The 24,261-nt window shown below is 54.1% G+C and carries 21 protein-coding genes; 1 reads left to right on the plus strand and 20 read right to left on the minus strand.

Annotation, left to right across the window (positions count from 1 at the left end):
* Positions 1–18: 18 nt before the first annotated feature.
* The 15 genes from U738_RS11350 to tssB form a co-directional block, all read right to left on the minus strand.
* Entirely contained in the window at positions 19–606 is a 588-nt protein-coding gene (locus U738_RS11350; protein WP_035580441.1) for a hypothetical protein, read from the minus strand.
* Complete coding sequence (gene tssM, locus U738_RS11355; RefSeq protein ID WP_231896809.1) at positions 590–4,195, minus strand: type VI secretion system membrane subunit TssM; 3,606 nt, start codon at positions 4,193–4,195, stop codon at positions 590–592. Before tssM ends, U738_RS11350 begins: the two co-directional genes overlap by 17 nt.
* Positions 4,196–4,274: 79 nt before the next feature.
* Positions 4,275–5,756, minus strand: coding sequence for a type VI secretion system protein TssA (tssA, locus tag U738_RS11360; protein WP_035580448.1), 1,482 nt, complete (start codon positions 5,754–5,756; stop codon positions 4,275–4,277).
* A gap of 11 nt (positions 5,757–5,767) precedes the next feature.
* Positions 5,768–6,322, minus strand: coding sequence for a type VI secretion system-associated protein VasI (gene vasI / locus U738_RS11365; RefSeq protein WP_235208642.1), 555 nt, complete (start codon positions 6,320–6,322; stop codon positions 5,768–5,770).
* Positions 6,323–6,417: 95 nt separating this feature from the next.
* On the minus strand, positions 6,418–8,016 hold the full coding sequence (locus tag U738_RS11370; RefSeq protein WP_081899088.1) for a sigma-54 interaction domain-containing protein: 1,599 nt from the start codon (positions 8,014–8,016) through the stop codon (positions 6,418–6,420).
* A gap of 4 nt (positions 8,017–8,020) precedes the next feature.
* Positions 8,021–10,642, minus strand: a complete 2,622-nt coding sequence (gene tssH / locus U738_RS11375; protein WP_035580451.1) for a type VI secretion system ATPase TssH — start codon at positions 10,640–10,642, stop codon at positions 8,021–8,023.
* 8 nt (positions 10,643–10,650) lie between these two features.
* Positions 10,651–11,493, minus strand: a complete 843-nt coding sequence (gene icmH / locus U738_RS11380; protein ID WP_092490811.1) for a type IVB secretion system protein IcmH/DotU — start codon at positions 11,491–11,493, stop codon at positions 10,651–10,653.
* A gap of 3 nt (positions 11,494–11,496) precedes the next feature.
* On the minus strand, positions 11,497–12,831 hold the full coding sequence (tssK, locus tag U738_RS11385) for a type VI secretion system baseplate subunit TssK (RefSeq protein ID WP_035580455.1): 1,335 nt from the start codon (positions 12,829–12,831) through the stop codon (positions 11,497–11,499).
* A complete protein-coding gene (gene tssJ, locus U738_RS11390; RefSeq protein ID WP_035580458.1) occupies positions 12,831–13,370 on the minus strand; it encodes a type VI secretion system lipoprotein TssJ in 540 nt (179 codons plus the stop codon). The genes tssK and tssJ overlap by 1 nt, the downstream gene beginning before the upstream one ends.
* On the minus strand, positions 13,367–14,803 hold the full coding sequence (tagH, locus tag U738_RS11395) for a type VI secretion system-associated FHA domain protein TagH (RefSeq protein ID WP_035580460.1): 1,437 nt from the start codon (positions 14,801–14,803) through the stop codon (positions 13,367–13,369). Before tagH ends, tssJ begins: the two co-directional genes overlap by 4 nt.
* Positions 14,804–14,806: 3 nt before the next feature.
* Positions 14,807–15,829: a type VI secretion system baseplate subunit TssG gene (gene tssG / locus U738_RS11400; RefSeq protein ID WP_035580462.1), complete on the minus strand. Its 1,023-nt coding sequence runs from the start codon at positions 15,827–15,829 to the stop codon at positions 14,807–14,809.
* Positions 15,793–17,556, minus strand: a complete 1,764-nt coding sequence (gene tssF / locus U738_RS11405) for a type VI secretion system baseplate subunit TssF (protein WP_035580465.1) — start codon at positions 17,554–17,556, stop codon at positions 15,793–15,795. Before tssF ends, tssG begins: the two co-directional genes overlap by 37 nt.
* Before the next feature lie 18 nt (positions 17,557–17,574).
* Positions 17,575–18,021, minus strand: coding sequence for a type VI secretion system baseplate subunit TssE (gene tssE / locus U738_RS11410; RefSeq protein WP_035580468.1), 447 nt, complete (start codon positions 18,019–18,021; stop codon positions 17,575–17,577).
* Positions 18,022–18,033: 12 nt separating this feature from the next.
* A complete protein-coding gene (gene tssC / locus U738_RS11415) occupies positions 18,034–19,515 on the minus strand; it encodes a type VI secretion system contractile sheath large subunit (protein ID WP_035580470.1) in 1,482 nt (493 codons plus the stop codon).
* 56 nt (positions 19,516–19,571) lie between these two features.
* On the minus strand, positions 19,572–20,075 hold the full coding sequence (gene tssB / locus U738_RS11420; RefSeq protein WP_035580472.1) for a type VI secretion system contractile sheath small subunit: 504 nt from the start codon (positions 20,073–20,075) through the stop codon (positions 19,572–19,574).
* 645 nt (positions 20,076–20,720) lie between these two features.
* On the opposite strand from tssB, the gene U738_RS11425 reads away from it, so the two are divergent.
* Complete coding sequence (locus U738_RS11425) at positions 20,721–21,239, plus strand: Hcp family type VI secretion system effector (RefSeq protein ID WP_035580474.1); 519 nt, start codon at positions 20,721–20,723, stop codon at positions 21,237–21,239.
* 132 nt (positions 21,240–21,371) lie between these two features.
* Here U738_RS11425 and U738_RS11430 read toward each other — a convergent pair whose 3' ends face one another.
* The 5 genes from U738_RS11430 to U738_RS11450 form a co-directional block, all read right to left on the minus strand.
* Positions 21,372–22,394: a tryptophan--tRNA ligase gene (locus U738_RS11430; protein WP_035580477.1), complete on the minus strand. Its 1,023-nt coding sequence runs from the start codon at positions 22,392–22,394 to the stop codon at positions 21,372–21,374.
* Positions 22,395–22,492: 98 nt separating this feature from the next.
* Positions 22,493–22,912: a pilus assembly PilX family protein gene (locus U738_RS23455; protein WP_050713110.1), complete on the minus strand. Its 420-nt coding sequence runs from the start codon at positions 22,910–22,912 to the stop codon at positions 22,493–22,495.
* Entirely contained in the window at positions 22,909–23,397 is a 489-nt protein-coding gene (locus U738_RS11440) for a PilW family protein (protein ID WP_035580479.1), read from the minus strand. The genes U738_RS23455 and U738_RS11440 overlap by 4 nt, the downstream gene beginning before the upstream one ends.
* Complete coding sequence (gene pilV / locus U738_RS11445) at positions 23,397–23,828, minus strand: type IV pilus modification protein PilV (RefSeq protein WP_035580481.1); 432 nt, start codon at positions 23,826–23,828, stop codon at positions 23,397–23,399. The genes U738_RS11440 and pilV overlap by 1 nt, the downstream gene beginning before the upstream one ends.
* Entirely contained in the window at positions 23,815–24,240 is a 426-nt protein-coding gene (locus U738_RS11450) for a type IV pilin protein (protein ID WP_081899089.1), read from the minus strand. The genes pilV and U738_RS11450 overlap by 14 nt, the downstream gene beginning before the upstream one ends.
* Positions 24,241–24,261 lie beyond the last annotated feature (21 nt).

Raw genomic sequence — 24,261 nt, forward strand, 5'->3', positions numbered from 1 at the left:
TCCGCTTACTCATCCCACCTATTCATCCCACTTGGCGGGCGCTTCATAGCTGGCAACATCAAAAGCGTCTACGAATTGACGGCTAAAACCTGCCGCTTCAAGACTATCAATTGCCGAGTGGCAAGCGAGTGGCAGGCGTGTTTGCAGCGGTACGCCATTAAGGCTACGGCGCACCGCCATCAGCAGCCGTGTGCCGTGACCACTGCCTTTCCACTCCTGACCGATGTAGAAAAAGCGCAGTTGCCAAGCCGCTTCATCATCTGGCCGACAGGCGAGCACCATGCCAAGCGGCGGCCCTTCCCCATGGCGTAGGGCCAACAAACGTCCCTGCCAGTGGGCTACCTGCCCCTCTTCCCGCTGCAACCACAGGCCGCGATGAACGGTGAATTCCAGCGCCCGGCGCAAGGTTTCCAGCACACTGCTGTCACGGAGTACCCAAGGAGAGTGCCCCTTAGCGTCGGCCCGGTAGACGGCCTCGATAAAACTATCGATATCCTCTTCGCGTGCGTCTTCTAATGGACGAGAACGTTTTGCTCCGTGTCGCCTCTGGCGAGCAGAGGGCTGGGGCGAGCCCGGACTAAACAGGCGCTTAAGTTTGGTCAGCATTGCCACCTCGTTCCGCGTAGAGTGCTGACGGTAGTTGGAAACCCTCAACCAATGGCCGCGTAAAGGGATTCGGCGCCCCATCGGCAAACAAACGATAGCGCATCGTGCCGCCATCTACGTTGAAGCGCAGCTCCAGCTCTCGTTCACTAATACTGGTGATATCGGCCTGTTCCAATAACCGGAACCACGCCCAGGGGCCATCTTGGCTCACGCTGCGTGGAGAGCGATTAATCTCACTGGGTACCATGGTGACGCGGCTTTCCGTTCCGCCGCGCAGCGTATTCGGCCAAATCATCGAAACACGCTGACTAGCACTGTGAGCATATTCGATCAGTTGGCCATCCACGCTGACCACACTGCGCCGCTTATCGGGGCTTAGGCTGATGGGCTCCAGGGCGAACTCTACGTCCAGCGCGCCATCGCGGCTAAAGTAGGCGCGACGGATCTGCTCAGCCTGCTGTATGGCCGTGTGCAGGCTATCGCGCAGCAGTGAATTACCCTCGGCATCCACTAAGTACTCCGGGGCACCTTCAATAAAGGGCTTTAAGCTCTCTTCATAAAAGGCATCTAACGTACCTTCTGGGGCAAAAAAGTCTTCAAAGTCGCTCAGCGCCACTTCACGGCTGGCATTGGGGGCGAGCGGATAACGTCCTGCCAAGCGCTCTTGGTAAGGCGCTACGACATCGTCTAGCCAGCGGTGCTCCAAGTGGCGCGTTGCACTCGCCATCATCAGTTGCCAGCTCTGATCGGCCAAGTCGTGCAACATACTGCCTACCGGCTCGGGGGTGTTGTCAGCAATGCGCTGTAGGTTATAGATCGGGTCATCACCGCGTAGCGAGAGCCGGTCTCGCACATTGATGAAAGCAGCACGGCCGGCATCGCTCGACTCTTCAATCTCAAGCAAGTAGTCACGCAACGCCGTTACCGCGGTCTTGATCTCCTCCAGTGATGAGGGATTGTCGTTACGCTCCTGGCTGAGCTGATTAATCGGCGTGAAGGGCTGCTCAATGGCTAGCGCAAGCTGGTAACGCTGTGACTGTTGCAGCGCTTTCCGGGCCTGCTCATCATCAACGGGTAGTTCAGGATAAAGGCTGGTATTGCGCTCAACGGCTGCCAATAGCCGATCAAGCGGGCGCTGTGCCCCCACCAGGGCGTCGGCCACCACGATGGCTTGATGGATATCCGGCAGGGGGACTAGTTGGGTATCGCGCAAGGCATCACGCCAGCTGACATGGTAGTCACTGACATAATGTTCGCGCAGCGCCGTTTGCAACTGCTGCTTATCGGCCTCACTAAAGTTGATATTATCGCGCTGCCCCAGTACCCACACATCAATCAATGCCAGCTCTGTGGCCCGCTCCAGCTCTTGTAAAAAGTAGTTTTCAAAGCCATCTCGGGTAACCAGGTGGGGCAGACGAACATGCTCAGGGTCATCATTTCGCGCCATAAATACGGTATCAAACAAGGTGCCCACACTACGGCGTAAATCCAACGGTTCACCCTGGCGGTCACCGGCGGCTTTTAAGGCAGCGTATACACGCTCATCAATGGGTTGGCGTGAAAGCTCTTCTTGCGCAGCGTTCAAGCTGCCGCGAAGGGGAGCCATCGCCTGGGCGGGGCGCTGCTGCCCTTCAGCAATATGCCCCTCTAAATCGCTATGCGCCAAGGCATAGTCCAGATGGGTTAAGAGGCGCTCTTGAACCTCGCCCTGCTGGGGGAAGTAGCCTTGCCAGCGCTGGGCCATAAAGCGCTCTACCCGCTCTGGCTGACGACCGCTGGCGTCCGACATCATGCGCAGCACACGCAGCAGCGCCAGTTTCTCGTTGCTACCCTCTTCGGTGCGATTCATATCGTCCATGATGCCGATCATCAAGGCGGGCAGGAATTGATGCTCAAGCATGGCGAGGTAAGCGCGCTCAATCTGAGCACCAATGATATGGCCCTGATACAACCCCATATCCGCAAGGTAAGGCGTGTGCGTACGGTATTCAGAGAACGTTTCCAGCGCATAACGCAGCCTATCTAACGGCTCTAAAAACTCATAGCCACTGGGGTCATCACTTTGAAACGCCTCAGGCTGGGTGGTTAAAAACGTTTCTGCACGCTCTTCGACGGCGGCCAGGGACACGCTGTTCTTTTGATAGAAGTGTGCCCAGCCCCCCACCAAGCCTATACCCATCATCAAGCACGCGGCTAAGCTTATATTGCGGGCACGGCGACGACGCTGGGTAACTCTGGCGTTATCACCTGCCAGCCCTGCTTCGGGGTAAATGACTTTTTCAAATAATTCTTCGGTGAAGTAGAGCGCGCTGCGGGTAGCGCGATGAGCAGGCTGAACGCTGTCATCCATGCCATAACGTCGGGCAGCGGCATCGACAAAGGGATCTTCGGGAACGCCTTGCTGATACACAGACGTAAAGTAAGCACCGCGAACCATCGCGGCGGTCGAGAAGCGGTCACTCGATAATGCCTCGGTCAAGAAGCCGAACAGCACATCGCGTAGCCCCGCCAACTGACGCACAAAGCGGAACACAGATTCACGCTCTTCGCGGTCACGGCATTCCGACAACATAGTCGGCAATAGCTGATTCAAACGCGCCAGCATGGCGTCGTAGTCAGCTTCAAACTCCGACTCCCACTTACCTGGGGTCTCCATCGAGGCCGGGGTAAAAGTAAACCCCAGCGGCGCACGGCGGGCCTCGCGGGAGTAGTGACGAAAGAAGTCATCAAAGCCGTGCAACAAATCCATTTTGCTAAACGTCACGTAAACCGGCAGCCGGGTACCGTGGCGCTCCATCAACTCTCGCAAGCGGCTGCGTAGCAGCGCCGCATATCCCTTACGTACCGCCACCTGAGCATGGCTCAAACGGGCGAGATCAAGCACCAGCACCACGCCATCCAGCGGGCGCTGGGCGCGATTGCGCTCTAACCAATCAACAAAGTGATCCCACAGTCGGCTCTGCAACGCTTGGGGCTCGCCCCCCTCCATAGCGCCTTGTGTCAGCAGCTCTCCATCAGGGTCGATCAACACCGCTTTATCGCCAATCCACCAGTCAAAGCCGAGCTGTCCTTGCTTGCTGCTTTGACCAGACGCCTTCATGACGTGGGTAAGCGCGAAATTTTGGCCCGAGCGATTAATCAAGCTGGTTTTGCCCGCGTTTTCTACCCCCATGACCAAGTACCAGGGCAAGCGGTAGCGGCTACTATTACCGCCGCCCAAGCTCTCGGTAATTTCACTCAATACACTGTTAAGCGAGGCTTCCTGACGCTCGACTTGCGACATAATAGGATCTTGCTGGCGTGCGTCCTCTTGCTGCCGCTCTTCATCCAGCGCCCGAAGGCGCCGTGCTAAGCGTACCCCCCATACCACGGCGATCACGGTGACCACCACCAGCGTGGCTAACAGGCGATTGGTTAACGGCGCGAGCGGCATGACACCACGCACTTCCCAGCCAGGCCCCAGCCACCAAATCGCGATCAGTAGCGCAATGAGCAGTACTGCCCATAGCAGCGTTGAAAGCCGTAATAGCCCTTTGGCCTTATTGCCATGCGCCTGGGCACGATTTTGAGCTGATTGTGCCCGCGACATGCCTGGTACCCAGCGGCTTAGCTTTGATTTTAATGTTGACCACATTAGCCTTTGTCCCTCGTCCCTTTAATGATGAACATTATGAGTGCGTCTCTTTAACCGCTGCTTTAAGGCGTGATACCAGCGCAGGCTCCCAGTGCTCTAATGCCAGCTCGGTCACGCTCTGATGCAGGGTGTGGTAGTGCTGCTGCGCGAGGCTTTCTAGCCCGGTCTCGTGCAATAGGTCGGCACTGGCTAAACGCCAATAAGTGCTTTCACGCGGTGAGCGAGCAGAACTCAAACCTTGATCGAGCACTTTTAGCGCGGCACCAATGTCGCCACTCTCCGCCGCGTCGCGAGCCTCCTCGAGACCCACCTGCCACGCATCGCTGCCATTACCAGCGGCTCCACTGCCCCCTGATGCGCTGTTATATAGCCAACGTTGGGTTTCATCGTCGACAAACTTGGTTCCGTTGTTGAATGCCAGGGCGTCGATACCAGGAAGCCGTTCGACAAAACGTTGCGCTTCATCACGAATCGCCTCCGCACAGCGTGGATGGCCAAGCTGTTTGGCAAGTCCAGCACTTAGTCGGTGCCCTTCCAGCCAGTAAGGGCTTACCGCTAAGCTGTTTTCGATCCGTTGCCAGAGTTCGCTGTCACCGCCGCGCGCAAGTGCTTCACGGTAGTCGGCAATACGGTCTGCCGACACCGGGGCTAACTCTGTTTTACCCTCCCCTTTAGCCGCTGGTAGTGCCTGTATTGCCCCCCAGACTGCGTAGCGACGAAGCCGATAGGTAAGCGGTTCCCCCGGTGACTGTTCGCTCAAAAAATCGGCCATTTTGAGCAGTGCCTGGCGATTAGAGCGTTCGTTTCCCGCCTCTAAACGCAGCTCTGGCGCTTTTGCGGGCGCTTGGTCTGAAGCGAATGCAGAGGCCGCTTGAGGAGTATCATGGCTAACGGAGGTTTGGGGTCGCTCTTGCTGCTGAGCAGCGTTACTACCGCTCACTGAAGAGGACAGCTGGGTCGGCCGCTTAGCCTCTAGTTGACGGTTTAGCTCACTCAATGCTTCTGCGGGTAATGAGTCCTGCTCTACTCGCGCCTGTAGCTCAGTCAGTGCGGTTTGGCAGGCCTCGTACTCATCTTCAGCGTTATGAAAATCAAGTCCGGCGGCGAGCTTCACACTACGCTGGGTAAATTGCTGAAATAGCCGCGGGCGCAGCTTGGCACCTCGTGGGCCATTAAATGGATAGGCATGTTCCCACCAGGGCTGCTCCAACGCGCGCCTTAGTAAGCGCAGTGAGAGCGCAAAGCGCACTCCGTTACCATCGTGCTGCAAGCAGTGCAGTAAATGGCCTAGCACTTTCAAGTCTTTGCCACGCTGACTAAACATTTGAATAGCCAGTGTTTCAGCGGTTTCCCAGGCGACGCTAGCGTGCTGCAACGAACCGACTTTCATCATTTCAGCATCGAGTGCCAGGTAGTCGTTCGACTCTTCGAGCGGTTCACCCACCGGCTGGTCATGTTGGTTACCGGCCAGCGGTGCCAATAATGGGTCAAGATGAGCTTCAGCTGTAATACGCATAGTGTTCTCCCTTACCAACGACACGCTTCGCGTAGCGGCTGAATGAGTTGGCGGAGATCGGTAATATCAAAACGCAGCCCATCTAGACTCGGCACATCGCTATTCACAGTGACGTCATTGGCCCCCAGCAGCTGGCGCAGCGTTTCGATGGCGGGCAACCCTCGACCACCATTGATGACATGACCACCATCACGGACTCGCCACTGCTGATTTACGTTGCCGCTATGGGTGCGTAGCTGTAAATCAACACGTGCATTGTCGATGGGCTCTGACAAATGCAGTTGAAAACGAGTGATCTGCTTTTCACACGCCATCACCATAATGGGTCGTGGCGGTGTGGTTCCCAACGCAGGAACGCTCATCAACACATCATCACCGGCGTGCTGAACGATGACGCCCAAATCATCGTCATCGCGCCCACTCTCCTGGCGTTCAATGGCGTACCATAAATCGGGCAGCTCTCGCTCATCAGCCGATGAGGTCGCTGTTTTAAATACGTCGTCATAACAGCTCAAACGCTCTAATCGAGAGGGCTCATCAGCACATGCCAAAGCGTTTTCAAGCATTGCTTGGTGCTCGTCTGCTAAAGCATCCGAACTCCCCAAAACAGCGATGATAAGCAGTCCCCAGCATGACCACTGGCGAATTAGTAACGTCACTCTCATTTGGTATCCAGTTCTAGCAGCTGACATTTATGGGCCAGTGTTCGCTTAGGTAAGCCAAGGCTTGCGGCGGCTTGGGCGCGATTGCCGCCAAAATGCATTAACCGTTGGCGGATGATGGCGGTTTCAACATCGCGAAGCGCCTGGCGCAAGTCATCGATATCATTCGGCAAAGGGAACGGCGTGCTACTTACCTGCGCATTTGGTGCCGTTTGAGCGTCGCTCTCTTGCTCCCCGGGTATGACATAGGCATCAATATCCGCGCCCTGAGGCGTCATGGCGCAGGCGTAGTCGATTAGGTTTTTTAACTCACGAACATTACCGGGGTAGTCACGCTGCTTGAGTAAGCGCAGTGCTGCCGGGGTAATGCCCATGTCGTCACGCTCTTCACGTGCGCAAAAATCGGCAATGAACGATTGCGCCAACTGGGCAATGTCATCGCGCCGCTCTGCAAGCGGTGGCAGGGTGAGCGGAAATTGGCCCAGTCGGTAGTAGAGGTCAGCACGAAAGTGCTGCGCACGAATATGCTCGCGAAGCGGCTGATGGGTAGCGGCCACTAAACGTAAATCCGCGCAGCGCTCTTCGCTGGCGCCTAGCGGACGGTAACGGCCACTCTCCAACACTCTGAGCAGCTTGGCTTGTAGCGCTAGCGGCATATCACCAATTTCATCCAGAAACAGCGTACCGCCGTCAGCTTGACTGATAAGCCCTTCCTGGGCTTGGTCTGCGCCCGAGAACGCCCCTTTGGCATGGCCAAACAGCTCGGATTCAAGCAACGCTTCGGGAATAGCGGCGCAGTTAATGGCCATAAAAGGGCCTTTTGCACGCCCTGAGAGCTGATGGAGCGCACGCGCCACCCGATCCTTCCCGGTGCCCGTCTCCCCTTGCAATAACACCGCCAAGTTGGTTTCCGCCGCCCGCACCACTTGGCGCCGCAGTTCTTGCATGGCCTTCGAGTTTCCCAGTAGCTCCTGCGCTAATTGATCGGCCAACGCCTGCCGACGGGCTCCATCGTTAAGCTTGACTAACGAATCTCGCAGTGCCCGCGAACGATGCCGTTCGCCCTGCTCCCGCGACAAACGCGCCCATAGCCGGCATAGCAACGCCTCAAACGCCGCCATACCGGGATCATTGTCCAGGGTGCTCATGAAGCTTCCTTCGCCCACCATCAACAGCACACCCAGCCACTCTTTCTCACCATCCTGGGCACGCAGCGGTCTTACTTGCAGGCGCTTCTTTGCCGCCAAATGCACAACCTGGTCTTGAAACCCAGCATGATCCAAGCGCGTACGGGCATCACCCACGCTTAATGTGAGCGCTTTACCACTGCGGATGACATGGGCATAAGGATGACTGAAATCGCTGCAATCAAACTGCGCCGCATTATCATCGCGACCCAACCAACGACCACTCCCCTCAACATACAGACACTCAGAGCAATCAAGTCCTAATCCATCGCATAGCACCTGAGCTGCCCGCTTGCGCAGTGCTTCAGTGCTTTCGCTCTCCACCAGGGTTAACGCAATGGGCATCGCGGCGAGCGGAGAGGGTGAACACGCGGTGTTTGCGGCGAAGGTGTCTAGGGCTTGAAGTGTCATGTCGTCACGCAACCTCCGCGGTGAATGAGCCCTGTTCAGCATCCACACCTAACACTACTCGACTCACCTGCTCACGCCGTGCCATACGTTCGAGCAGTGCACGGGAAAGCGGCGGCAGCAGTTCACCGTCAATGACCGACTCGAGCATACGGGCGCCGTTTTCACTCCGCGTGGCACGCTTACAAATTGCCTCGGCCAGGCTGTCATCCAGCACCACTTCGGCCTGGCGATGGCGCCCGCGGATGCGTGTTGCCAAGGTCTCCAACTTGGCCTTCACGATGTCGCGCAGGGTATCGCCGTCCAGCGGCAAGTAAGGCACCACTTCCATACGCGCCAATAGCGCTGGCTTGAAGAACTCAGCCAGCACCGGATAGAGCGCGGCGTCCAACGCCGCTGGGTCATTGCCGTAGCTGACAATCGCTTCGTAGCCAAGGTTGGAGGTCAGGAAGAACAGCACGTTTTTGCAATCAATCACGCGCCCTTCGCCATCCGCCAATTCGCCTTTATCAAACGCTTGATAGAAGAGGTTGAGCACATCGGGATGGGCTTTTTCGACTTCATCCAGCAGCACCACCGAATAAGGGCGCTGACGGATCGCTTCGGTCAGTAGCCCGCCTTCACCAAACCCGACATACCCCGGCGGTGAGCCGATCAGGCGTGAAACCGTATGCTTTTCTTGGTATTCCGACATATTGATCGTGGTGAGAAACTGACGGCCGCCATACAACTGGTCGGCAATTTGCACCACGGTTTCGGTTTTACCAACGCCGCTGGGGCCCACCAATAGAAACGCGCCCAATGGCCGCCCTGGGCGACGTAGATCAGCACGGGCGGTTAACAGATGGCGGTGGATACGCTCAATCGCACTGCTCTGCCCCTGGATGAGCGCATCCAGATGCGTGGGCAATTCGGTGAGTCGCGTTAGCTCGTCGCTGGTCATGCGCTCAACCGGCACGCCGGTCCAGTCGCCAATCACCTGGGCGATCTGGGCTTCTTCAACGCTAGGATTGACCAGGGCAAATGTCTCTTGCAGTTGGGCCAGCTGCAGCTCACGTTCGGCGAGCGCTTGATGAACCCCCTCGGGAAGTTGATCCACGGTATCGGCATCCGTTGCTTCCAGCAGTTGGCGATGTAGCGTCACAATGGCATCGACACACTCCCGCTGCGCTTGCCAGGCGGCTTCCAGGCTTGCCAGCTCTTCTTCCAGCTTGGCTAAGCGTTCGGTTAAGTCGTGGTGGAGCTCGCTATCGGGTTCGCGCCCCAACAGTCGCTCACGTTCCACCTGATCGCGCTCGCGCAGTGCGGCGATATGTTCACTCTGCAGATGACTGAGCTTGCGGGGCGGAGTATCCAGGGCTTGCGCCAGCCGGGTACAGGCGGTGTCCAGCACATCAATGGCTTTATCGGGCAATTGCCGACCGGCCAAATAACGAGCAGAAAGCGCGGCGGCTGCACGCAGGCCGCTATCGCCAATCAGCACACCGTGGGCGCGTTCATACACATCGCGCAGGCCGCGTAGAATCACCAGCGCCTGCTCAACGCTTGGCTCGGAAAGCGCAATGGGCTGGAAGCGCCGCGACAGCGCCGGGTCTTTTTCGAAGTACTTTTTGTACTCCCGCCAGGTGGTGGCGGCGATAGTGCGTAGTTCTCCCCGCGCCAGGGCAGGTTTGAGCAAGTTGGCTGCATCCCCGCCCCCCTCCTGATTGCCCGCACCGATCAGCGTATGCGCTTCATCGATGAACAGCAGCGTAGGGCGTGGCGCGTTTTTCACTTCATCAATCACGGCTTTCAGGCGTTTTTCAAATTCGCCTTTCACCGCAGCACCGGCTTGGAGTGCGCCTAGATCAAGGGTAAGCAGCTCAACATCTGCCAGCGCCGTGGGTACTTGGCCGGCCACAATACGGGCGGCTAAACCTTCTACTACAGCACTTTTACCCACCCCCGCATCGCCAATCACGATGGGGTTGTTTTTGCGCCGACGCCCCAGGATATCGAGCATTTGGTCGATTTCCGGATCACGCCCGAGTACGGGGTCAAGCTCACCATTGCGGGCTTGCTCAGTCAACGAGGTGGCAAAACGTGCCAGGGCACTGTCATCGCCCGCGGCATGGGGAGCTTGGCGTTGGCTAGTGCCCGCACTGTCCCTGGGTGCTTCCGCTGAATCTGCTGTTAAACGGTCTAAATGACGGCGCAAATTTTCGCGATTGATATCCGCTAACATGCGCACGGAACCAGCCCCCAGGTATCGGTCAGCAGTATGCAGCAAGGCGGTTAACACCGCCCCACTGCGTAGCTCACTTTGCTGGTACTCGGTGGTGGCTAACAGCCACGCATCTTGCAGTAACTCGACTAGCAGCGGCGAAAAGCTGGGTGTCGTTACGTCTAAATCCTGAGGTGGGCGCGTCTCTTCAGCGAGTTGAGCACGTAACTCAGCAACATCAATATCGAATGTTTCACATAAACAGCGAACATCACAGAGCGGTTGGTCAAGCAACGCTTGCAACAGATGAGCGGCGGTAACTTCAGGCGCCTGGTGCTGGGCGCACAGCACGGCGGCCTGTTCAAGTCCTTGGCGAGCAATCGTGTTTAGGCGGCCAATAAGCGCTGGTAGCTCTACCCTGAGCATGGGATCTCCTAACGGTAAATTTGGTTAAGAAGTGAGGTAATCTGTTCGGCTTGCTGATCAAGCGACCAGGAGAGGCCCAAATACACTGCCACCATGGCGATCCCAAATAGGGCAAATATTCCCCATATAGGAAATCCGCTGCGCATGCCTTGGCGGCCTTTTACGACATTGCGCAGCGGTTGGGTAAGCGCTTCCTCAGGTGGCTGATCAAGCGTGGCTAATTGGTCACCTAACGCCCGGACAATTTGCTCGTACTCATCGCGCCCGTGGGACATCACACGGTAACGGCCCTCAAAACCAAGGCACAGGCAGAGATAAATAAAGGCCAACATGTCGCGGTAGCGCTGGGGCTCTTGCTGTAGACGCGAGAGAATGGAGAACACTTTTTCGCCGCCCCAGGTTTCATTATGAAAACGTGTTAGCAGCGAGTGCTCGGCCCACTTACTCTGTCGCCCCCAAGGCATCCCCATGACGGCTTCATCAATAAAGGAGCAAAGGACGTAGCGGTAAGCGAGTAGTGTGGCCCGGTCATAGCCCTGCTCAGTTAGCTCAATTTCGATGGCAGCGATCTCGTCGACTACCTGACGATAGAGACGCTCAACATCGCCTGCGCTATCAAGCTGACGGACACGCACCACCATGCCAAGCAGGCTGCTAGCCGCATCCACCAGTGGGTTAAGATTGTGCCCGCGTAGACGAAACCAGTAGTCTTCATCGGCATCCAACTGCTCGGCATGGCTATGGATGAGATGTTCCAGGCCACGCTCATTAATCAGATCTTCATGACGGACTTTGTCGCTTGCGCCACGTGGTCGTACAGAGCGTTGATCTTCGGTTGCAAGATGTTGCATGGCTTAACTCCTGATGGCCCAGAACTGCATTTCCAGTCCTGGAAATTCACCGGCGACGTGGAAGGCAAAGCCACTGGCCCCGTTGAGCATTCCCCACGCTTCACTCTGGCGGTCCAGTTGGAAGTAGCTATAACCAGCGTGGTAGGGCAACTCGCGAGGCGCCACTGGCAAGGGTTCAAGCGGGACACCGGGCAGCTGCAAACTGATGAGGTCACGAATGCGTTCCACGCTGGCAACTTTGGTTTGCTGCAAGAACAGCTTACGCAGCCGCTCGTTGGGCATATCCGCCCGAACGGCAAGAATGAATTCAGCCGACTCAATGAGGCTAAGGTCTGACAGCGGCGCAACGAGTAGACCAAAACGGCGCGCTTGTAGCTGAATGGCGACAGCACGCGGCTCAAGCACGGTGGAAAGCGCCTGGCGGAGCATCTTCATTAGTGGCCGGAAAGCGCGCTCGGGATGATCGTGATCATAGGCCGGACACTCTGGCGGTAACCGCGATTCATCGGTAAACGTCACTAATTCACAGGCGACTTCGTGCATGGTGTCGTAAAGACGCTCGGGATGAAGCTGGCCAAGCCGGGCAAGATGCTGAAAGCGCGGCTGAGCGCGGTTCAGTAGCTGCAGCAACATAAAATCAGAGACGTCGGCAACACCTGCTTGATGCGGTGTAGAAAGACGTTGAGCAATATTGCGCGCCCGCTCACGCATTAAACCGGCCATTTCTCCGACAAAACGCTGCAAACCAGGAGCCGCTTGCACATTCAGCAGCGTGGGCAAGAATTGCTCATCAAGCACTAAACTGCCATCTGGGCGACGCTCGATAATCCGTGCCACGGAAAGGCAGGCGTAACCGCTGCGGTCATCACTCTCTAACAGCAAGCGCGGAGACACCCGCGCCACTTCAAGCTCTGCAGTAGCACCATCGCGGGAGTGAAGGTCACGTACGCTACGTGAGGAGAGACGATAGCGTGCAGGCAATTCGTCGCCCGGCCAACGCACTTCGCCCACACCGTCGGTGGCCAACGGCAGTCCCAGGTAGACCACCTGGTTGGTAATACTGGCGTCGCTAATTTCTAGCGGGCTAGGTTCGATATCATCGGCCGGGAGCTGGAACGCAACGCCATCGGGCATGACGCCGCTGGCACGGCTAATAGCAATACGCCCAAAGCTGAGGAACTCGCTATTCAGCTCTAGCGTATGGAAGCCATATAAATAGTGGCTAATCCCTTTGAGTCGTGCATCTATCAACCCTTCTAAACTGCGCTGCTGCTGCTGGAAATGCTGAGGCTTAATAAATAGCCCTTCGCTCCACACCACACGATTTCGGCTGGCCATTATTCCTCCTTCCTTAGTTCTACTTCGCTACCCCGGAGGTGAACCAGTAAGTGGTAATGCTCGCCACGGCTCTTCACCTTGACGACCTTCTTCCACTCGGCCTCGTTGGGAGTTGCATAGAAAGCAATCAGCCCGATGTAACGCGTCTCTTCATCAACGTCGAAAGGTTCATAAAACTTCCACTGCCCAGGCAGCAGCGTAAAGTCATCGTGGGTGAGATAATTAGTACCTAGCGCCTCCTCTAAATCACTATTCAGTTGACCTAGGTCGGCCGCCATCAACATGGAGTCATCTTTTAACTGCAGCACCTGAAAACGCAGCGGCGTCCCTTCACCATCCACATTGGTATTGACGTTTGGCTCAGCAATCATGCTTAAGTCAACTGTGGTGGGCTGATCTTCGGGGTAGCCGACAGGAATAGATGGATCGCGCATTACCTGCCACGCTTTGCCCGTGGCTTCACGGGTCGAGGCACAGCCTGCTAGCAACAGAATGATGCAAAGCAGCCAGGCAAGCCGTGCAATGTTGTGCACGTTCATGCCTCCTCCCGCTGCTGGCGACGCACCGATTGGTCATAGGCTTGTTCAAAGACTTCCCAAAACAGTTTTTGAAAGCCTTGTTGACGACCAGAGTTAAGCTCTCTGTAGTAGTAGTGGTACATCTCCCAAGCCCAGCCACCTTCGTCTTCAATGCGATTACCCGCACCACGGTATGCATGGAAACGCTTGAGCAGCGCGTCAGGGGAGAACGCATCAAGTATGGCGCCCAGTGCGTGACCAATGGCTTCTTCCACGGCGGCTTGATGCTGTCCCTGGTGACGCAAGCACTCTGCTACTGCCTCAGGCGCTGATAAATGTACAGGGCTACGCTGGGCAGAGAATAGGGTCTCAGCGGTCTCGTTATAGGACTGGCCAAGGCGCAGAGGATTATCTTCAATCGGCTGTAAACGGCGGTCTCTAAGTGGGTACTTACTATCGCTCTGCGCCTTATTTAGCAAGCGCAGACCATCTATAGTCGCGCGTAGGGTATGCCCCGCCTCTTCTAGAAATGCTTGCTGCTCCTCGCTATCGCGGAAGGGTAAATCAAGGCCTAACCCTCTCAGCAGAGGGTCTGCACCAACATGTCCAAGCGATTGCGTTGTTGGCTTTTGCCAGCGATCTTCCAATTGCTCCCCAACAGAGCGCTCCAAATCGTTTATCTGCCGCTCATCCATACCACTGCTCCTCTGCGTTGTTGTGCCTTTCGGTGTTCTGATATCGGGGAGGCTTAAGGCTTCCTCATGGCGCTCTTGTTGCTGCCACTGATCCCGATTATTTGCATATGCTGGCTCTTGAAACTCATGTCCTTGAGAAACATACCCTTGATACGCTTGCTGGCGATGTGAGAGCGACATGGCCTCAAGCGGCTCCATGGCGTCCGACGACTTATCTTCATGGTCTAACGCCACCATCGGGTCATGCGCAATCGAGCCTGGCAGAGCTCCCCCTAAGGCTTCCATCGGGTCGCCTTTTTCTGCTGCATGATTGAAGGTATGCCCGCCCCCTGCTGACCAAACAGCGCCTTGGGTCGAGACCTCGTCATGCTCTTCATCAATTAGCGTGGCCAGCGAGTGCACACCTGGCTGCCACGCGTGACGATCACCGAGATGTACCTTCAAGCGATACTCGCCAATCATCAGCTCATCACCATCGCGTAGCGCTACCTTTCGATGCCGCCCAATCGGCAGCGTCGTCCGGTTAATAAAGGTGTGTCCACTCAGATCTACTAGGCAGAACTTGCCATCGATTTTGGTTATTTCGGCATGGCTGGGCCTAATCCGTCCGCTATGATCTTGCAGTAACCAGTTATCTTGCAGGCCACTTCCCAGCGTGCCTCCCTCTTTATGGAAGACAAAGCTGCTGGTAGAGCGCCCTTCGAGCTGCTCACTGTTGGTGACCACCAAGGTGATAGCGTCTAGTTGATTGGAATGCATGGATTAACTCGTCATCTGAATGCGTACACGACGGCGCATAGTGTTGCCGTCGCTCTCTGGATCAACAAAGGTGGTCCATCCAAGCTGGCACGACCCGGCATCGCCCAAACGCATGGGCTTTACCTCGCTATCCAGCAATTCAAGCTCGAGGTCATAGGCCAACGGCTCTCGCAGTACAAAACTCACCAGCGTTTTAAGGGGGCTATGCTCTTCACCATCAGGTAGAAAATCTCTAAATCGCGCTAGGCTTAAACCGCGCAGGCAAAGCGCAAATTTGCCATTCACATCTGCAACACGCTCGCCTGCGACCATGTCACCGCCAAGTGTCATCCCCGAGACACCCATACAACTGCGCTGATCCAAAGGAATCTCCACCCAACGCTGCACCCACTCTTCTATCTGTACCTGGGCTAAGTCGAAACAGTGTCCAACAATACCGCTAACCACATCAGGCGAGCGCGACCGTCCAGCCAGGAGGCCCGCATAAGCGAGCATTTTGCTCCAGTTGATCGGTGTTTCACCGCGTAGATCACTGTCAGCGAGCCCAACCAACGCAAATATCGCGGCAGAAAAACCATCTTTCGCATCGTTTTGATAGCGAACGTAGTGGCGATATTTCCGCCAGCTACGATGCACGAGCGTTAACAGCCGATGGTTAAAGAAGTCGAGGAAATCACCCGCGGCCCCTTCTTGGTGAGCGGCGTTATGCGCCAAGGTTTCCAGGTAGTAACCGGGAAGCGGCGATTGCGCACCCTGTAACCCCAGGAAACTGACTTCCATCTCGTATTGGCCTGCCTGGTTTTCACTCAGGGCAAGCACATCGCTGCCCGGAAAGCCCAACGACGCTGAGGCGGTATAGCGCACGCGCTGAAATGAGGGCACGCTACCGCCATGCCGCTGCTCTAAATCATCGCCGTGATGACGGTGCAGAAGCTCTACTAGTTGATAAAATTCGTAACGTCGCGCCCCCCGAATAACCGGCGCCAGCGCTACATCAGGGGCTGCTGCCCCACCTGTAAGGTCCATTGATAGCGCTCTTGGTTATGGCGATTAATGACATGTAATTCGTGAAAAGAGTTAATGCTTGCGTACAGCGAAAAGAAGCGCGCCAACACACTGCCAAACAGGTAGAGGCTACCCTCATCGCCAAAAGCCTCTTGATCCAATGTCATTACCGAACGCAGCCCACGCACGGGCAAACCTTTGCGCAAGCGATCAACAGACTGGGTGTCAATTTCAAGAATGCCGGCTAGCCTTTTTTGCGCAACCCGTTCTGCTTGCCTGTCCACTAAAGCTCGGAAATCATAGGCACGCAGTACCGAGCACAGCGCATCACGCTCGAGCAAGGAGAGGTAGTTGAGCGACAAATTTGAGATTAATATCCATAGCAGCCCATCATCGAGCGCAGGGCGTAGAACCGGGGTCGGCCGGGTAATATTGCGGAAGGTAGCGTAAGCAGGGCTTTCTTCCGTTGCCACACACAAATCGCCTATCGTTAGCCGCTCAGGTAACTCACGATTACTACAGGTCAGCTGCAGAGAAATCGTTTCACGGCGGCCAAGACAGGCACGCTCGTCCCCCCGAACAAAGGCGATGTCGTGATCAAAACCATCGCTGCGCAGGCTGTCGCGCACTCGCACACGGTAGTAAAGGGACTCTCTCCCCCGGTCACGCTCAATTTGATGCTGGAAACTTTCAAACGGAACATAGCGGCGCGGCGTTTCTTGCCACTCAGTACGCCCACCTTCCAGCGTTCCCAGCACGTCATCAACACTAAAAATTTCATAGTGTGAAGGGGCGCGACTATTAGGCCGTATTCGGTACTCGCTGCGTTCGCCACTCAAATCAATAGGCTCAGCATCATGCTCGAAAAGGTTGATCGCTGGCGTACAGTAAAGCGCCAGATGCTCATCCTTCACCCGAGCATCGGTTGGCAAGGTACGTGAAAATACAAAGCGCAGCGTGACGTTACTCGCCGTGTCAGCTGGCAAATAGCGCCCGAGTCCTAAAATATCAAAAAAATGGAAAGCCTCCGGAAAACAGAGGTACTCCTGCAAAATGCGATACCCTTGATGAACATTCTGCGGGTAAGGTAGAAGCGCTTGATCACGCTCGAACCCAACAGCCTTTAGCGCATCAGAAGGTAGCCGCTGCCTCTGCCCATCAATTTCCAGCTCCAGCCGTGAAAGATAGTGACTCATCCATAAATAGAGCGTGCGTGCGGTGTAACCATCACCGCCTAGATGCAAGCGCAGCGAGTCGATACCCATGGCATTCAGCGGTTGGTCGCTACGCACTTCCATCGCCAGCTCTACGATTGAAGATTCCCGCGTATGACGCGCATCCACACCTATCGGCGCCAATGGATAGAGTGTTACATCATGGCAAGTTCTGAACAGGCATGGCGTGCCCTCTATCGGCTCACTGGCAAGTTCTGTTCCACGCTCAACCCGTTGCTGCTGACTCAGGGAGTACCAACTAGGGGTAAATTGAACCACCGTCATGCTGGGTACAGGCCGCAAATAATTCGGCCACAGCATGCTGATTAGCGAGTGTGTAAGCTCAGGAAACTCATCCTCAACTTTCTCGCGCATTCGCCCGGTGAGAAAGGCAAACCCTTCCAATAACCGCTCTACATCAGGATCCGTGCTGCGCTCGGACAAGAAGCGGCTTAAGCCGGGGTTTGCATCGGCAAACTCCCGCCCCTGGCGCTTTAAAAAATTGAGCTCGTCACGATAGTAGCGATTCAGCATTCGTGCCTCTCAGGCATATCAGTTGAGACACTGATAACGCTTGTTGTTAAGCAACAAATCGATAGTCGCTTGGGTGTTTTCTCTGCCTAAAGCGACGGTGGCATGCACCTGAAAGCGCAATTGCAACGGATCACCATGATTAGGTAATGACTCAACATCCACACGTTTGACCCGCGGCTCATAGCGCTCAATACACTGACAAATCGCGCGTTGAATATTGCGCTCCAGATCCAGCACACCAATCGTGGCATCGTTGAAGTCGAGCAAGCCAAGTTCGGGCGCACAGGCACTGTTACCCGGATGGCTGTTCAGCAAGTCAACTAGGTGACGCTTGATCGACTCGACAACTTCCATCAACTCGTCGGCCTCCCTTCGCAACACGGGTTGATCGGGAGCGGCAAGCCGTTCAAACAAGCGACTTCCTAGCGGTGCTCTACCCAACAACCCTCCGCTCTCCGTTGCCATCGCTGCTTTCCTTTATTCTTTGTCGAGGCGGCCAACAAGCGAGAGTTCGAAGTTGGCACCCATGTATTTAAAGTGCGGGCGAACCGCCATGGAAACCTGATACCAGCCTGGATCACCTTCAACATCAGACACCTGGATAGAAGCTGCGCGCAACGGGCGGCGGCTTCTGACATCTGCGGGGGGATTTTCTTGATCGGCAACGTACTGACGAATCCAAGCATTAAGTTCACGCTCAAGATCCTGACGCTCTTTCCATGAACCTATTTGTTCACGCTGAAGCACTTTTACGTAGTGCGCCAAGCGGTTAATGATGAACATGTAGGGAAGCTGAGTACCCAGCTTGAAGTTGGTTTCAGCCGCTTTACCTTCTGCAGTGTTTGGAAAAACCTTGGGTTTTTGAACAGAGTTGGCTGAGAAGAAGGCCGCATTATCACTGCCCTTACGCATGGTTAATGAAATGAACCCCTCCTCAGCCATTTCAAATTCACGCCGGTCAGTAATTAACACCTCGGTAGGAATTTTTGCCTGCAGCTGGCCAAATGCTTCGTAGGTATGCACCGGCAAGTTTTCGACTGCACCACCACTTTGCGGGCCAATAATATTGGGACACCAACGGTACTTGGCAAAGCTGTCCGTGAGACGCTCCGCCAGCAAATAAGAGGTATTACCCCATAAATAATGCTCGTGGTTTTCACTAACGTCTTCGCGGTAGTTAAAGCTTTTGATCGGATTTTCTACTGGGTCGTAGGGAGTCCGTAGCAAGAACCGCGGGGCCGTTAGCCCAAGATATCGTGCGTCTTCAGACTCACGAAGGCTGCGCCAACGAGCATATTTAGGCCCTTCAAAAATAGCCTTGAAATCTTTGATATTCGGCAACTCTTCAAAGCTTTCAATACCGAAGAAAGAGGGAGCAACTGAAGACATAAAGGGTGCATGCGCCATAGCACCAACCGCCGCAGTATGCTGAAGCAGCTTCATATCGGGTGTGGAGGGCGAGAAATCATAGTGGCCAATAATGCCCGCTACCGGTTCTCCGCCAAACTGGCCATAGCCCGCGTTGTAGACGTGATGGTAAAGCCCACTCTGGCTAATTTCAGGTGCAAACTCAAAATCTTCCAGTAGCTCCTGCTTAGTGGCGTGCAGTACATCAAGCTTAATGTTTTCACGGAAATCAGTCCGGTCGACCAGCAGCTTCAAACCACGCCAAGCCGATTCCAACTGCTGGAAATTCGTTTCGTGAAGAACCTCATCCACCTGATGACTAATCTTTCGATCCAGCTCAACAATCATATTATCAACAAGTGATTTGTTGACCTTTGGCGCCGCCTCGTCACCATTGAGCAGCTCTGCTATAAAAGCCGCCACGCCCTGTTTGGCAACATCGTAGCCTTCATCGGCTGGTGCCATACGTGTTTGCGCCATCACTTGATCAAGCAACGAAACATCCGTTTCAGTTTCTGCAACTGCATTCTGTTGCTTTGCTGTCTTACTCATCGCTGTGCCTCGAATTCGCTGATTTGCAATAAAAAAACGTTGCTAATGCTGAAGAATTATTGATCTTTATCTGCATCCAGCAATGCCAGCTCATTCAGCAACTGCTGGCGAGCTTCGTCGTTTTCTAACAGCTTCTGTAGCCGATCACGGAAAGCGGGCACATTACCCAGCGGCCCCTTCAAAGCGACCAGCGCTTCGCGCAACTCAACCAACTTGCGTAACTCGGGCACCTGCTTGGCAACCGCATCAGGAGAGAAATCTTCCAGGGACTTAAAATCAAGATTGACAGCGATATCTGTAGGCTCATCACTCTCATCAAGACGATTAGGCACGGCAGTTTGCAGGCTTAAGCCAGCCTCGCGCATTACCGACTGAAAGTTGTTCTTATCAACAGAGACGGACTGTCGCTCTTCAATAGGGGTCTCTTCCTCACCACCTTTAAAGTCGCCGACGACCAACAACTTCAATGGCAGTTCAGTTTCAGCCTGCTGATCGCCAGTCGCTGGCACATACTTAATGTTGATGCGCTCTTTGGGCGCAACAGTTCCTTGTTTAGCCATGATATTTAGCCCTGGAGAGAAAAGTGTATCAATGTAACCGTTAATAGTTCTCAATCCCGGGAAGGTACCGAATTACATAGTGCGTGCCAACTCCGACTTGATTGAACAAGAGACGTCTATTGGCCATCACCCCGAAAGCATAAATTCAACCTAATCTCATTTAGCGGCTATTTTGCAGAATTTAAACGGAGATAGAACCAATGCTAATTTAAATTAATTGGCTAATTAAAATTTGTAAGAAATTTCTTACAAACTCTATCGGCAATCTCTTACAGTTTTTGACAGAAATAACGTACAAATGATTTTGATAATGCCAATCGACGTTAAAAGTTAAGGCGTTAAAATGTTATTTTTCGGACATCAAAATAACAACTAGCGTATTAGCCTTACAAAATAAAACAAAAATCTAGATTTCGTTACTTCATTAAGGCTTATCAAATGTAACATCAAAATAATCAAGCAACCCATTGCCAAGCAAGCAATGAGTTGCCCAGACCAGGCCACAAATTGCCTAATAAAAATTAATTATCTGCTATATAAAAAATAAGTCTCTGAAAAAAAAAGATAAAAAAATAATGGCACATTCATTGCCTTACTTAGAGGGTCACGTGACAAACCTTAATATTTCCAGTCAAGGAGCAGACCATGCCAACACCATGTTATATCAGCATTGAAGGCCAAACTCAGGGCAACATCACATCAGGTGCTTTCACCCCTGACTCCGTAGGCAACATCTACGTTGAAGGCCACGAAGACCAGATGCTGGTGCAAGAATTTAAGCATGTCGTTACCGTACCTACTGATCCGCAGTCTGGTCAGCCGTCTGGTCAACGTGCTCACAAGCCCTTTATCTTTACCGTTGCCCTGAACAAAGCAGTGCCGCTGATGTACAACGCGCTAGCGTCTGGTGAAATGCTGCCCAATGTTGAGCTGAAGTGGTACCGCACTTCTGTTGAAGGTAAGCAGGAGCACTTCTTCACCACCACGCTGACCGATGCCACTATCGTTGACATCAATCTGCGTATGCCGCACGCCCAAGACATCCAAAAATCTGAATTCACCCAGTTGATGGACGTGTCACTGGCTTACCGTAAGATTGATTGGGAACACACTGTTGCTGGCACCTCTGGTTCTGACGACTGGCGCGCCCCGATCGAAGGCTAAGCAGTCGCTCAAAGACTAGTTGACGCCTGGAAACATAGGACCTGAAGAAAAACAGGGCCTGAAACAAGCGAAGCCCCTTCCAACCGGAAGGGGCTTCGTCGTTACTACGGGTATTGCAATAAAACTAAGAGTTTAAACAAACCGCCCTAGGCCAACCGCTGAACGTAAACGATCCATCGTGAGTGCAGCTTCTTGCCGCGCCCGCTCGGCGCCTTTTTGCAGTACCGCCTCAATATGGGCAGGGTCTTCCATCAGTGTGTTATAGCGTTCACGGGGGGCGCTCAAGTGCGCATTCAAATATTCAAACACGTGATTTTTAGCGTCGCCCCAGCCAATGCCGTTGGCATACTGCTCACGTAAACTCGCTGTCTCTTCTGCCGTCGCGAACGCGGAGTAAATCTGGAACAACGTGCAGCTATCAGGGTCTTTCGGCTCACCGGGTTCCAGTGAGTTGGTCTTAATCTTACGTACCAGTTTCTGCAGCTTTTTCTCTGGGGCAAACAGCGGAATCGTATTGTCGTAGCTTTTGGACATCTTGCGACCATCCAAGCCGTTCAGTAGCTGTACCTTGTCGTCTACTACCGCCTCAGGGAGCACAAAGTGCTGACCTTTATAGAGGTGGTTAAAACGCCCGGCAATATCGCGGGCCATTTCAATATGCTGGATCTGATCACGCCCCACCGGCACTTTGTTGGCGTTGAACATTAGAATATCCGCCGCCATCAACACGGGATAGCCGAAAAGCCCCATGGTAATGCCTTTATCCGGATCCTGGTTTTCCGCCTCTTCGTTCTCAGCCACCGCTGCTTTATAGGCATGGGCGCGGTTCATCAAGCCTTTAGCGCATACGCAGGAGAGCATCCATGCAAGCTCGGGGATTTCCGGGATATCCGACTGACGATAGAAAATGGCGTTATCAGTATCCAGCCCGAGCGCAAGCCAGGTAGCGGCAATTTCCAGGCGAGACTCCTGCACCCGCTTGGGGTCTTGGCACTTGATTAGGGAGTGATAGTCGGCCAGAAAATAGAACGACTGAACGCTGGGATCCTGGCTGGCCTCAATGGCGGGCTTGATCGCTCCAACATAGTTGCCCAAGTGGGGCGTGCCGGTGGTGTTAATACCGGTAAGGACGCGGGTTTTCGAAGGCTGACTCATGGTTTTCAGGCTCTTAAGCAAATACCGCTATGATAACGTGCTGCATGCCATGTGGCGAATGGCATCCCAGGCATTTACACAACGCCCCTCACAACCGCTTAGTCTCCTGCCCCGCTGGTTTGGCTGGCCCGTTGATAAACGGCAACCGATGTGCTCTCAATGCTGCTATGCGTACCCATATCACGCGTTGTAATCGTCACTTCATCACCGCTCACATCAAACGTGACGCTCAACTGATCAAAGGATTCGAATCCCTCGACGCGAGTTACATCATTTAAAAAATCACTCTCGGTATAAGTAGCGTTAAAGATGTCTTCTAATAACTGGCGCCGAGAAGCCATGCTTCTAAACACCGACAGCATGCTTTCTGCGGTCATTTGAGCCTGTACAGAGGCGCGATAATTACCCGCTAAACGCTCATCAATCAACGCGCTCCGCATCCCTGACATGCCTAGCATCAATGCACCGGCGAGCAGAGCCATCACCATCACTAACGCCGCACCTTGCTGCTGTTTCATGAAGTAGGCTCTCGTAATGAGATTGCTTTATTTCGCTCACTGATAGTCAAGGTAATTTCATCGCACGTCATATTTACGCTCTCTCGGCAATCGCCGATGGGCAGCGTGATTAAATGAGATACGCCATCGCCATTGGATTCAGCAAGCGTTGGGCAACCGGCCTCATCATCAACCTGAGCAAGATCTAAGACAGGCTGGTTTTGAACCTCATCTTGCAGAACACAATAATAGTCCGTCCCGCTGTCAGAGCGACGTCCATCGGACACAATAGCGTAGTCACCAATATTCCCTTTGCGTCCTGCTGCAGTCAGGGTACTTACCGCAAAAATTAATGTCTCTTGTTTGCGGCTGACCTTGTCAACGATCTTAAACGTTTGAAAAGAGGTTAAAAAAAGCTGTCCAGCCCCTAAGATAATCACTGTACCTATCACCATCGCTACCATCAGCTCAACGAGGGTAAAACCCTTTTGCATACCTGGCTTCATTAGCCCCCCTCTAGCTCTGGCAGGCGAAGCCTATAGGTAAATACATCTGATTCGGTCTCGCCGGCTCGGCTACCTAGGTCTATCTCAATGGTGAATTCACAACCGTTTGATTCGATTTTGCTCTCTTGCGCATTCACATTTCGCAAAGGATTCGAATCACTATTGGTAAACCACTGGGCCTTCCAAGCAATCTCAATAGCGATATCTGCGCAGCTATCTACGCCATCTTTTGCCAGCTCCGCCCAAAGCCGCTCTTGCGCATCTACGGCCGCAACACTTGCTACTGAACGCAGGTAGCCAGTATTCGCACTTTGCAGCGCTTTAAGCTGCATGGCGGCAACGCCGATCAGGCCGATGGAAAGCACCACCAGTGCGATCAACGCCTCTATTAAGCTAAAGCCTCGCTGCTTTGCCTGTTTACCAGCAAGCACCGGGCAACCCTTCGCCACTTGAATTTAGCGTCATATCATCTTCGCAGCCGTCATTCTGAAGAGTGCTGGCGGTCAATAAATAGCCGTTACCGCTAACACTTACCGCAATCGCATAGTTGTTTTCGGGAGAGGCGTTGCTGATAGGACAATCACTATATGAGTAAGACCGCGTATAACAGCGCTCAAGCTCGGAAGCAGCTTGCATCAGCCCTGCATGGGCATCGGTTCGCACTGATTTTTGCACGTAGCGGGTATAGCTGGGGTAGGCAATGGCGGCGACGATGCCGATAATTACCAGCACAATCATCAACTCAATAAGAGTAAAGCCGCGCTGGCCCTTCAGCAACGAATGGCCAGCAAAAAAGTGAGAAACATAAGACACGCGGCTCTGCTCCTGTACTAGTTGGCTCATACCATTTCAGTATGTCGCAAA

The sequence above is a fragment of the Halomonas sp. TG39a genome, assembly GCF_000744395.1.
GTDB classification, from domain to species: Bacteria; Pseudomonadota; Gammaproteobacteria; order Pseudomonadales; family Halomonadaceae; genus Vreelandella; species Vreelandella ventosae_B.